Origin of the sequence: Haloferax sp. Atlit-48N, assembly GCF_003383015.2 — an archaeon.
Lineage (GTDB): Archaea > Halobacteriota > Halobacteria > Halobacteriales > Haloferacaceae > Haloferax > Haloferax volcanii.
In genome coordinates, this window is sequence record NZ_CP137689.1 from 1072269 (window position 1) to 1084254 (window position 11986).

The window sequence follows — 11986 nt, forward strand, 5'->3', positions numbered from 1 at the left end:
TCGTTTCACTCACGTGACTCCCGGCGAGTCCATTTCTGAACGAAGTGAAGAAATGACGAGACGAGCGCTCGCCGTAGCGAGCTCCCGCAACCGAATCGTTGTGGCTGAAACGTATCGAGACAGGGCGTTAGCCCCCGTCTGAAACCTCACGCCTCGTCTTCGAACACGCTCATGTCCTTCGCCGCGAGGTCGGTCACGTGCTTGACGATTTCGGGGTCGACCTGCGCGATGTCGTCGCCGTCGTGGACCTGTTCGTTGTGGCGCTCGATGGCGTCCGCGACCTCCGAAAGCGGAACGCGAGTGGTCGTGTCGCAGGCCTCGCACACCACCGGAACGTCGGGAGCGTCGTCGTCGGTCATACCGAGTGGTTCCGCCAGCGACGGAAAAAACGAGTCGGTTCGTCGCCGCCGTCGTGTTCTGGAGTGCTCGCCCGCCCACGCGGTTCCCCCCACAGCCGTCGAACGATTCGAAGCCCTTATTTATTCGACCGGGGAATGAACGATTGCGTTTGAGGGCTCGTAGATCAGGGGTAGATCACTCCCTTGGCATGGGAGAGGCCCCGGGTTCAAATCCCGGCGAGTCCATTTCTGAACGAAGTGAAGAAATTGACGAGCCGAGCGCTCGCCGTTGCGAGCGCGTGGATTTGAAGCCCTACCAGTCGCGCACAGCGAACGAAGTGAGCGAGCACGTCTGGTTCCGGGTTCAAATCCCGTGAACTCCGTTCACGACCTTCGCAAACCTCCGGTTTGCTCAGTCCCGGCGAGTCCACTCACTTCCTTTCGGTCACTTCGTTCCTTTCAGTCGTTCGTGGACTCGCCGACGTCACGTTCGTTTCACTCACGTGACTCCCGGCGAGTCCGCCACGTTCTGGGACCAGACCCTGTTACGGTGGGCTCTCGTCAGTCTCGGAGTCCGCGTCCGGCGACCTACACACCCGCGGTCCCGGAACTATCTCGGCGTCGCTGAGAAGATACCTATCGGACGGGTCTACTTACCTGACTGTCAGGTACCCCGCGAGGTTTTCACCCCGCATCTCCTTCAGGTAGGTAATGAGCGGTCGCCCCCGGGTTCCACTGGTCTATCGCGTCGTCAGAGACCGGACGGCGCAGACCTCGCCGATTGCCGTGGTGCTTCTGTTAGCGATTACGGTCGCCGGGACGACTGCCGTCGTCGCGCTCGGCGGCCCCGCCCTCGACGAGACGAAACAGGCGTCCCAACTGACGCGCGCCGAGCACTCGATGACGCTGTTCGACTCGCGAGTCGCCATCTCCGCGCTCGGCGAGGGCGAAACGCAGTACGTCGACCTCAGCGGCACCGGCGGCGGCGCCTACGTCGTCGACGACGACAGCGGCTGGCTGAGCATCACGCACAAGAACTACACCGACGACGGCGACGACCAACCGCTTTACAACGAGTCGCTCGGGAGCGTCGAGTACCGCAACGGCGACGCCCGCATCGCCTACGAGGGCGGCGGCGTCTGGCGCACGCAGGACGGCGGCACGACGATGGTCTCGCCGCCGGAGTTCCACTACCGCGGGGCGACGCTGACGCTCCCGGTCGTCCGTGTCTCCGGCGACGGGTCGTCGTCAGGAGACGTGTCGGCGCGGGTCGCGGCGACCAAACGTGCCCGGAGCATCTATCCGAACGAGACGGCGGCGTACAACGAGACAGCGGGCAGTTACGACAACCCGGTCAGCAACGGCACAATCGTCGTGACGGTCCACAGCGACCACTACCGAGGGTGGGCGGCGTTCTTCGAGTCGCGGAGCGAGGGGACCGTGACGGTCGACGACGCCAACCAAACCGCGAGCGTGGAACTGGAGACCCTCGGCCTCGTCGGCGAGTTCCAGATGCCGAACGAGGGCACCTCGGTCGACGTGCGCGGAATGGCCGGGAACCACAACGTCTCGGCGTTCACGCTCACGCTCTCGAACGACCAACACCTCCAGAACATGGAGTGGGGGATGTACTACGACGGCGACCAGCGCGACCTCGAACTCCACGTGCAGGCGGACGACAAGTGCAAGGGCGGTAGCTACGACGGCACGTTCGACCTGACGCTCTACTACGCCACCGAAGACGGCAAGTACCACGGCTGGCAGGCGACCGACCTCGACCCGGACACGAGCGACGCGGTGAGCATCGACTGCTCTGCGAGCAACCCCGAACTCAGCGTCGACTTCACCAGTTCGGAGACGATGACCTACGGCGACATTCAGTCGGACAAGGGCTTCGGTAACCAGAACAAGTGGCAGTTCGCCCCCGAAATCACGGACGGCGAGGCCTACGACAGCGTCACCTTCGACGAGCACGCCGCCGACAGCGGCCAGACGTTCTCGAAAGCCGACGGCGACACCGCCTCGATGGCGTTCGTCGTCAACCACTACTTCTCGCTCGCCGCCCCGCAGTTCGAACTGACCGTCACTGACGGGCCGGGCAACAGCCAGAGCGTCGACGAGTCCGGCTCGCGCGGCGAACTCGACTACGACCAGGCCGAGGGCGGCCAGTTCATCACCTTCCTGCACGTCACGGAAAACGAGGTCGAAGTCGACGTCGAGTGAGCGGGTCCGCCCGCCCACCCGACGGTCGCGGTCCGAGTCGGGTCCGGGTCGACTCAGTCGGCGAACGTCATGTCGACCGACGTCGAGACGACGTGAACGCGGGCCGTCCCGTTCACGTAACACGAGACGCTCGGGTACGCGTCCGGCGGCTCAACCACATCGTCGCAGGTCACGTCGGGGCGGCTCGATAGCTCTCGTTCCCAGAGCGCCGCGCGCGGGGAGCGAACGGTCAGGTTCACGTCGTACGAGCCCTCGGTCCGCGCGGCCAGCACGTCGCTCGCGGCCTTGTCGGCGCGGATGAGGAACGTTCCCGACCCGCCGACGGCGGTCGTCGCCTCCTCGTCGGGCCGCGTCACGAACGCCGGAATCAACACCCGCTCGTCGGTGAGCACAAGCGAGGGTCGCCGGACGAACGTCCCGGTGTCGCCGCGAGTCCGGAAGAGCGCGTCGAACGCGTAGACGACTCGCTCGTCGCTGGCGTCGCTCTCGTAGACGATTGGCGACACCTCGTAGGTGTTGGTGAAGTTGACCGACGGGTCTCCCGTCCGCTCGCCGGAGACGACGAACTCGACGGGCCGGTCGAGCGTCAGGCTGGCGTCCTGAAGCTTCACCTCGGTCGCCCGACTCGGCGCGCCGCGGTCGGCGATGTCCTCCATGTTGTCCCCGAGGATGTCGAGGGCGCGTTCGGCGTTGTTGACGCGCTCGACGTCGCGGGCGTCTTGGAGGCCGGTCATCCCGACGGCGGTGACGAGGCCGACCATCGAGAGGACGATAGCGAAGACGAAGACGAACCCGAGCGTGTCGCTCACGGCGCGATTGCTCACGACGCCACCTCCACGCCCGACGATGGGTCGTAGGTGATGGTCACGTCGCCGCCGTCGACCCGGCTCGCGGCCAGCGAGGTCTCCGTCTCCACGGAAACGCGGACTGTCACCTCGGGGTCGGTCGAGGTAAGTACGAGTTCGTTCGACGCCGGCAGCACCTCGATGGTGTATGTCGTGCCGGCGACTCGCGGCGGCAGCCGAACCCTCGCCTCGACCCGCGACTCGCCGGGGGCGGCCCCGATTCGGTCGACCGATTCGATGCCGGCCGCGAGCCGGTTGCCGACGACGTCGAGTTCCGTCTCCGTGACTCGCTCGCGTTCGTCGGAGACGAACCCGCCGGCGGCGACCATCAACCCCGAGATGAGGACGACCGTGATGGTGAGCGTGAGGACGTAGCCGAGCGCCGTCGAGACGCCGCGGTCGGTCGAGCGGGGCCGAGCGCGGCTCACGCGCCTCTCGCGCCGAGCACGGTCACCCCGGTCGCCCGGACGCGTCGGCGGCGTCACGCAATCTCACCCGGCGCGACCCGAAGCTCTCGGGAGACGTACGTCTCGCCCGACTCGTAGACGTACGAGACGGTGACGGCGTACAGCGCCTCCTGTGCGACCGGCGACGACCCGCTTCCCGCGGGTTCGTACTTCGTCGCGTCGAAGACCGTGGCGTTCGTCTCGTTCACGTACAGTTCGTAGGTCCCCTCGGCCTCCGACGCGTTCCGATACGAGACCGTGACCGAGCCGTCGAGGTCGGTGTGGACCGCGTCGAGCGGGTCGCAGGCGGTCCCGTTGAGTCGGCCGTCGGCGACGTCAATCGTGACGTAGTCACCCGCGTCGGCCGCGACGCTACAAGTCGTCTCCACGCCACCGGCGTCCTCGACGGCCACGAAGACCCGAGACGAGTCCCGGTAGACCGCGGTTTCGACCGCGTTCGTCTCGTCGTCGACGACGAGGTGGAACGACGACGCGTTCGACGTCGAAAGCGAGTCGCGCGAGACGTTGAACCGGACGCCGCGAACGCCGACGTCGCTCGCGAGCGTCCAGTCGGCCGTCTCGTTCCTGTCCGTGAAGTTCCGCGCCGCGTCGGGCTGGGAGATTCGCGTGCCTCGGACGTGGCTGACACGCTCGGCGTCCGTCGCGGCCCCCCTGACCGCGGCGAGCGTCGCGGCCGCGTCGCTCCAGTTGCCGAACGCTTCGTCGAACGAACCGGCGAGTTCGCCGTACGTGCCGCCCTCGCGGTTGACCTCGTCGAGGAGCGTCCCCGCTCCCGCCTCGACTGCGCCGCCGTGATTCACCGCGCCGTCGAGGTTCGTGTCGGTCGTGCGCGTGGCGAGGTTTTCGGTGTAAATCGCGGTGTTGAGCGTCAGCGCGAGGCCGACGAGGAGCACCGCGATTGCGAGCGCGGCGACGAGCATCAGCTGGCCGCGGTCGTCGCCGCCGAGACGTGGGAGGTCGTCAGCCGCATCGCTCGCGCGCTCGAACGCGTCGGTCACATCCGCCATACGACCACCTCCACGTCGACGACGGCGTAGAGCGGTCCCGCGCTCCCGTCCTGTATGAAGTACGTCTCGTCGGTCTCGGCGGCGACCGATTCGAGCGTCTTCGTCGTCTCGACCGCGCGGGGGTCGCCGCCCGGCGACGTGCCCGGTTCGGTCAGCGCGTCGTCGTCAGCGAGCGTCACGAGTCGGGTCCGCGAGACGGCGTGGTCGCTCGGCTCGCCCATGTACACGAGGCGAGTCGTCCGCCTGACCTCCCGGTCGCGCAGGTAGTGCAGGTAGACGTTGAACGCGATGCCGCGGTCCAAGAAGGACTCGTCGAGCATCTCTCCGAAGGCGGTTGGCGGGCCGCCGTCGACGTAGTAGCCGCGCGCGTCGATATCGTAGAAGCTCCCGTTTTCGGGGTTCGTGAACAGCACCGTTCGCTTCAGCGCGCCGGTCTCGGCGGCCGCCGTCAGGACGCCGTCGGCGACGGCGGCCTGCTGGTTTTCGATGTGTTGGCTCGACGTGCTCGCGGTCAGGGGCGTCACCGCGGTCACCTGCAGCGCGAACGTGACGCTGGCGAGAAGCACCATCGCGGCGACGATGGCTTCGAGCGCGTGGGCCTGTGCGCGGGACACGGTCACCACACCCTCACCGATAGCTCGTGGAGGTCGCCGTCGAGGAGAACGGCCCGCCGGGCGGTGACGACGCTCCGGGTGGTCGGAACCGGCTCGCCGGTCGTCTCGACGACGCTTCTGTTCTGTGAGAGCGTGACGTTGAGCCCGTAGGACGCGCCGATGCCGGTCGCGGCGTTGGGGTCGGCGCTGCCGTAGTCGCAGTCGCCGGGGGGCTCGTCGGGCGAGTCCCCGTCGAAGAACGCCGCGGTACAGACCGGGTCGAGCACGTCGGGGTTCTCGTCGTCGACGAGCAGGCGCTGGGTGAGCGAGTCGGCGGCGCGGTTGGCGACGAGCGGGCGGTCCTGTTCGGCCTCGAAGGGGTCGAGAATCTGCGGGATGGTGCCGACGACCCACGCGACCGCGAGGAGGAAGATGCCGACGCCGACGGCGAAGTCGATGGTCGTCTGGGCGCGGGCGCTCCGACCGCTCGTCTCGCGGGCGTCGTCGCCGCCGCGTCGCCGCATCAGCCGACCACCATCCACACCGCGAGCGACAGCGTCTGGAGGATGACGACGAACTTGACCCCCGACAGAAGGTCCGCGTTGCGGATGTAGCCGCTGATGAACCCGGACAGCATCGCCTGGATGGTGACGCCGTGGAAGAACAGAAGCGACAGCAGGTCGGGGTCGATGCCGCCGCCGAAGCTCGGGCCGCCGGTCGTCGCGCCGCCGGAACTCGACGCCTGCGACGAGAGCCCGGCCATCACGTCGAGGAACTGCGTCTTCAGGATGGCCATCACCGCGAGCAGCGTCACGTACGTCATGAGGATGATGGCGACCTGCATCCGGGTCCGCGAGATGCGCTCGCGCTCGATGTCGTCTTGGTTCTCGGAGGCTTGGGCGGCGGTCGTCAGCACCTCGGTAATCTGGCTCGACGCCTCCTGTGCCTTCGTGATAAGTTTGACCGTCCGGGCGAGCCGCGGGATGTGGTATTTGTTGTTGAACTCGACGAGCGCCTCCTTGAGGCTCATCCCGTAGTGGACCTTCGCGTGCATCACCTCGAACTCGTCGGCGAGCTTCCCCGAGGAGGTGTCGGAGACGGTCTTGATGGATTCGAGGAGCGTCTGGCCGGTGTCGTTCGCGCTCGACAGCTTGCGGAGGTTGTCGGAGAGCTTTCCGGTGATGGCCGCCCGCGAGTGGACGTTCCACTCGTGGAAGGCGGTCAGCGGCACCGCGACGAGGTAGACCGGGACGTAAAACCAGATGAACGTCCCCCAGACGGGGTTGGCAATCATCCCGTCCCACGTCGTCGGGGCGGCCCCGCCGGCGACGGAGACGCCGAGGAGCGCGAGCGCCGCCGGCACCGTCAACGCGAGGGTGAAAAGCGGGTGCCGCTTGAAAAACAGGTGCGGGCGGCGCAGGAGCTCTTTCGTCTTGAACGTCCCCTCGCGGGACTTGATGCGCGAAAAGAGGCTGAACTCGCCGACGTAGCTCTCGACGAGCCCCATGTGGACGAGGCCCTCGCGCTGTTGGCCTTGCAGGCGGTCGCTCTCGTCGTCGGGGCTGAGAAAGCCGTCGCCGATTTCGTCCTGTTTGACCGTCGAGACGAGGACGAGAAAGCCGACGCCGGTCAGCGGGATGAGCCCGTAGACGGTCGCGTACAGCAGCCTCGACTGGGCCTCCCCGAGCATGCTCATGATGACGAGGATGATGATGAGAAGCAGCGGGAACAGCGACAGCGTCATGTACATCTCGCCGAACAGCTCCATCGTCTCCAGCGTCTGTTCCTGCTGTTGTTTCGCGGTTCGGAGGTGCTTGTCCTTCTTGTCGTCGAGGAAGCCCTGCATGTCGCCGCCGGAGTTGACGATAGAGAGCATGTCCGTCAGGAACTGCGAGAGCTCGTCCGAGGGGGTCAAAAGCGCCTGCTGGCGGATGGCGTTGCGGTAGTCGGTCCCGAAGTACTCCGTCTCCTGGACGATGCTCTGGAACTCCCGAGAGACCTCGCCGTAGGTGTCTTCGGCACGGGCCATCGCCTCCAGAATCTCCAGTTGGTTCAGCCCGCCCACCGAGAGGGCGTACATGAACGAGACGGCGTCCGACAGGAGCATGTTTATCTCGCGTTTGCGGGCGGACGCCGTCGAGTACGGGATGGCGACGAGCGTCCCGAACCCGCCGGCGAAGCCGAGCGACCCGAAGACGAGCCCCGAGACGACGACCGCCGCGGGCATCGCGAGCGACCGAAGCGTGTCCGCCGTGGCCTCGCTCCCGACCGGAATCCCGAGGCTCACCGAGTCCGCCGAGACGAGCCCGAGCGCGAAGACGCCGTAACCGACGAGCATCCCGACGAGCCACGACACGAGCCCGACGAGCACGCCGACCGCGAGCGCTCGCGAGAGATAGAGTTCGACGGTGTCGGGCATCCGGGCCTGCTGGAGTTTCGTTTCGATGTCGGAGACGAACTCTCCGTCCTCGTCGAAGAGGAGCTGAAACAGCGGGTAGAACGCGTCGCCGAGGGTGTCGGTACTGCGGTCGAGCCCGCCCGAGGTCTTCGAGTCGAGATTGCTCATCTACGCTCCCTCGCCGGAGTCGGAGCCGCGCTCGTCCGCGTCGTCCGGGGGGTCGTCGGCATCGACCGCCTCGAATCCGCCCCACGTCTCGTCTTCGTGGCCGCCCTCGTCGCTTCGGCTCGGTTCGTCGTCCGGGTCCGCGGGCGACCCCGACTCCGACCCCGATTCCGACCCCGGTTCCGCTCCCGACTCCGATTCCCCCTCGATACCGAACGCGCCGAAGAAGTCGTCGAGGTCTGCGCCGTCGTTGGGGTCGGAAAACGAGACGCCGTCGTCGTTGAACCCGAACGGGCCGTCGTCGTCTCCGAAACCGCCCGGTTCGTCGTCGGCGTCGGTGTCGTCAGGGGCGGTGTCGTCGGTGTCGCCCTCGTCGGCGTCGCGTCCCGCGTCCAGCGCCGGCGTCTCGCTCTCGCCGTCGAGCGACGAGGGGCCGCGGTCGCCGTCGATTTCGGGCGTGTCGTCGCCCGCGTCCAGTTCGGCTCGGTCGCGCCCCTCGTCGAGTTCTGGGTCGCCGCTCGACGCGTCGAGCGAGTCGAGTTCGTCCCGCTCGCCGGGGGTCGCCTCCACGTCCGGTGCGTCGCGCATGTGGTTGAGCGCCTCCGCGACCTCGCCCACGTCGCGGTCGCGGTAGTCGGGGAACAGTTCGTCTTCGGCCCGGCGGAGGATATCCTTCGCCAACTGCCGGACGTGTTCGGGCGGGTCGGGCCGGGGGACCATCGCCTCGCTGTCGGGGTCGATGTTGATGTGCACCGATTCCATCTCCCGGAGGTCTTCGAGACTGCGTTCGAGGTCGTCGGTCGCCATCAGCCCGAGGATGGTGTCCTGGTCGTTGATGAACGCCTGGAACGTCGCTGCGACCTGCGTGTAGGTGTTGAGCCCGCGGTCGATGAGGTACGCGAGGATGACCTGTCGCTTGAATATCTCCAGTTCGACCGTCTCCTGATTCCAGCCGCGGTCGAACTTTATCTCTTCGAGCGTGTTCGACGAGCCCATCTGGAGGAACTCGTCGGTCTCGGCCTGCCACTGGTAGACGTCTTGGACGTTAATCTCGTCGTTTTCGGGGTCGTAGTGGTTGATTTCGGTGAGCGATTTGTTCCGGCGCACCTTGTTGCCGCCGACCCGCGTCGAGGTCTGGATGGACACGAGGTCGAGGGCGGTGAACATCGTCTTCGAGACGTTGATGGGCGCGGTCGTAAACCGCTTGAGCACCTCCCCGACCGAGTCCGCGTGGAACGTCGTGTACGTGGTGTGACCCGTGGACATGACCTGGAACAGCGTCCGCCCCTCCTCGCCGCGAATCTCGCCCATGACGATGTAGTCGGGGCGCTGGCGGAGGGCGGCTTCGAGCAGGTCGAACTCGTCCACGTCGCCTTTGTCGTCGTCCGCGAACGACGGCCGGGTGACGGAGGCAATCCAGTTGCGCTGGGGCAGTTCGACCTCGCGGGTGTCCTCGATGGAGACGATTTTCGTGTTCGACGGGATGAAAAGCGAGACGGCGTTGAGCGAGGTGGTCTTCCCCGATGCCGTGCCGCCGGCGAAGATGAGACTCTTGTCGTTTTCGATGCAGAGCCAGAGGAACGCCATCTCCTCCAGCGAGAACGTCGACCAGTTGATGAGGTCGATTGGCGTGAAGGGAACGTCCTTGAACTGGCGGATGGTGTAGTTCGTCCCGTGGTCCGACACCTCTCGGCCGAGCGTGAGCTGTGCGCGCGACCCGTCGGGGAGCGTCGCGTCCACCTGCGGGCGTCGCTTCGAGATGCCTTTCCCGGAGCGCTGGGCGAGTTTCACGACGAAGTCGTCGAGCTCGCCCTCGCCGTGGTAGACGTTCGAGATGATCTGCTCGTAGTCGGAGTGGTAGACGAACACCGGCGAGTTGTAGCCGTCGCAGGAGATGTCCTCGACGTTGATGTCGTGTTTGATGCCGTCGATGCGCTCGTAGCCGATGAAGTCGCGGCGGAGGTAGTACTGGAGCTTCCGCACCTGGTAGTCGTTCAGGACGTCGGCGTCGTCGGCGAGGACCGCGGACTCGGGTCGGGCCGCGATGCCGTCGATGCCGCCGAGCGGTTCGTCCTCGTCGGCGGTTCGTGCGCGACCGCCGAAGACTGCGTTCAGCCCCAACCGAGAACCGAGACCGCCGAACCGCCCGGAGGTCGCGGCGGTCGTCGAACCGTCGGCCGACGAGCCGTTGCCGCCGCCGAAGAGACCGCCCAGTCCGAGCCGGGACGCGAGGCCCGACGACTCCGCCGCGCCGTCAGCGTCAGCGGCCGCGTCGGCGGTCGAACCGTCGTCTCCGGCCGCCGCGGCCGCAGACGCCGACGCCGGCGGGTCGTAGAGGTCGTACCGCGAGAGCAGTTCGTAGGTCTCGGCCTCGATGACCCGCCCGCGGTTGTCGCGGCCGCCCTCGACGACGCTGTCGTCGCCGTACTTGATGGCGGTCCGAAGCTTGTTGGTGAGGAACTCCGTCAGGTCGTCTTCGATGCGGTTCAGGTGCGGTTCGACGACGTAGTACTTCTTTTCGTTCTCCTTGACGGAGTGGAAGATGATGACGAACGCGTAGGGTTTGTTCACCCAGTACCGTTCGACCTCGCGGAAGTGCGTCTTCTTCTCCACCGGGACGGCCTTTTCGAGGTCGTAGCGGTTCGCCAGCGTGGTCGTGCCGTCGACGCTGGAGAAAAACGCGTCCTCGTCGAACTCGGGGTCGACGTCGACCGTTCGCTCGTCGACGACAGCGGCCAGTTCCTCGGCGCGCTGGCCGGCCCGCGCGACCGCGTTCTCGATGTGGTCGGGGTCGAAGCCCAGCGCCGCCTCGCCGTCGAAGGGGACGATTTCGCCCGCCGAATCCCGCGGGCGAGCGCCGTCGTCCTCGTAGTAGTACTCGCGTTTGTAGTGTTCCCACAGCCAGACGCCCTTGACGACGGGCGTCGTCTCGGGGTCGCAGAAGGCTTCGAACTGCTCATTGAGGTTCTTCGCGTGCGCGCCGCGGTCGCCCACGAACGCCGCCACGTCGACCGGGTGACAGTCGAGATACTCCTCGGGGTCGAGGCCGACGCGGTCCCAGTCGGCCCGGGTCGGCGTCGACGCCGACCCGTCGTCGTCTTCCCACCGGGACGTACCGGGCGCGTCGCGTTGCGTCCGCGGGTCGCTCCCGTAGAGGGATTCGACATCGCCGTCGCTCCCGTACTCGTCGAGAAAGTCGGCCCACGTGTACGACCCGACGCGCGCGTTCGACGCCTGCTTCGGAGCGGCGTCACTCTCCGCCGGCGACGTCACATCGCCGGATAACGCCTGTTGGTCTCCTCCGTCGGCGTCGTCGGTTGCCATTGTCACCGGGTATTCGGGCCGATGGAAAAGTCTTTTTCCCAATTAACTCACAATTTAAGGTCTGTTTAAGTTCTATTTTTATACTCATTTATGTAGGGTCGGTATCGACTCCCCGGCCGAGCGCACCGTTAAAGTAGGGATTTATCTCCAGCAGGGTCGGCGTATGGCGTGAGTCCCGCGAGCGAAGCGAGTGGAACGCAGGAACGGCAGCGTCAGGAACGACGTGAGAGCGTCTGGCGTGACGGAATTGAGCACACGCGGAGCGGTTGCGATGTACGCGGCGTCGCCCGAACAAACGAAGTGAGAGAGGTCGGCGCGGCGGGATTCGAACCGGACCGAGACTCACTTCGCTCGTCTCGTAGGATTACGAATCCCGCATGGTGCGTTATCGGACTCGCTCCGCCGTCACGACCACGGGCGTGACGGGAGTCCCTCGAGCGAAGTGAAGTGGGACTCAGGAACGCCCGCTGAACGAACGCAGTGAGAGAAGCGGGCGTGACGGGATTCGAACCCGCGATCGAGAGGTTAGGAACCTCTCGCCCTGTCCACTAGGCCACACGCCCCACGGCGCTGTCTCTCAGGATCGGTCAAAAATCGCGTGGTTCGCGCTGGGCGGACAGAAGAGA

Annotated in this window: 9 protein-coding genes and 2 tRNA genes; 2 read left to right on the forward strand and 9 right to left on the reverse strand. The window is 66.4% G+C overall.

Going from position 1 to position 11986, the window contains the following annotated elements:
* Window positions 1–146: 146 nt before the first annotated feature.
* Entirely contained in the window at window positions 147–359 is a 213-nt protein-coding gene (locus DEQ67_RS05840; RefSeq protein WP_115891294.1) for a hypothetical protein, read from the reverse strand.
* Between the two features lie 153 nt (window positions 360–512).
* On the opposite strand from DEQ67_RS05840, the gene DEQ67_RS05845 reads away from it, so the two are divergent.
* Both DEQ67_RS05845 and DEQ67_RS05850 read left to right on the forward strand, forming a co-directional pair.
* Window positions 513–584, forward strand: a tRNA-Ala gene (locus DEQ67_RS05845).
* Between the two features lie 465 nt (window positions 585–1049).
* The gene (locus DEQ67_RS05850) at window positions 1050–2561 is read left to right on the forward strand and encodes a DUF7289 family protein (RefSeq protein ID WP_115802440.1); all 1512 of its coding nucleotides are present in this window, start codon (window positions 1050–1052) and stop codon (window positions 2559–2561) included.
* A 53-nt stretch (window positions 2562–2614) separates the two neighbouring features.
* Here the strand turns inward: DEQ67_RS05850 and DEQ67_RS05855 are convergent, their stop codons facing one another.
* The 8 genes from DEQ67_RS05855 to DEQ67_RS05890 all read right to left on the reverse strand — a co-directional run bounded on the left by DEQ67_RS05855 (window position 2615) and on the right by DEQ67_RS05890 (window position 11923).
* Window positions 2615–3385, reverse strand: a complete 771-nt coding sequence (locus tag DEQ67_RS05855; protein ID WP_004063820.1) for a DUF7289 family protein — start codon at window positions 3383–3385, stop codon at window positions 2615–2617.
* Window positions 3382–3891, reverse strand: coding sequence for a DUF7266 family protein (locus DEQ67_RS05860; RefSeq protein WP_199519399.1), 510 nt, complete (start codon window positions 3889–3891; stop codon window positions 3382–3384). The genes DEQ67_RS05855 and DEQ67_RS05860 overlap by 4 nt, the downstream gene beginning before the upstream one ends.
* Entirely contained in the window at window positions 3888–4880 is a 993-nt protein-coding gene (locus DEQ67_RS05865) for a hypothetical protein (RefSeq protein WP_115860091.1), read from the reverse strand. Before DEQ67_RS05865 ends, DEQ67_RS05860 begins: the two co-directional genes overlap by 4 nt.
* Window positions 4868–5503: a DUF7288 family protein gene (locus DEQ67_RS05870; RefSeq protein WP_006600446.1), complete on the reverse strand. Its 636-nt coding sequence runs from the start codon at window positions 5501–5503 to the stop codon at window positions 4868–4870. The genes DEQ67_RS05865 and DEQ67_RS05870 overlap by 13 nt, the downstream gene beginning before the upstream one ends.
* Complete coding sequence (locus tag DEQ67_RS05875) at window positions 5497–5997, reverse strand: DUF7287 family protein (protein WP_115802442.1); 501 nt, start codon at window positions 5995–5997, stop codon at window positions 5497–5499. Before DEQ67_RS05875 ends, DEQ67_RS05870 begins: the two co-directional genes overlap by 7 nt.
* Complete coding sequence (locus tag DEQ67_RS05880) at window positions 5997–8039, reverse strand: type II secretion system F family protein (protein WP_115860089.1); 2043 nt, start codon at window positions 8037–8039, stop codon at window positions 5997–5999. The genes DEQ67_RS05875 and DEQ67_RS05880 overlap by 1 nt, the downstream gene beginning before the upstream one ends.
* On the reverse strand, window positions 8040–11360 hold the full coding sequence (locus DEQ67_RS05885; RefSeq protein WP_115860087.1) for a type II/IV secretion system ATPase subunit: 3321 nt from the start codon (window positions 11358–11360) through the stop codon (window positions 8040–8042). It lies immediately after the preceding gene.
* Between the two features lie 490 nt (window positions 11361–11850).
* Window positions 11851–11923: transfer RNA gene (locus DEQ67_RS05890), tRNA-Arg, on the reverse strand.
* Between the last annotated feature and the right edge of the window lie 63 nt (window positions 11924–11986).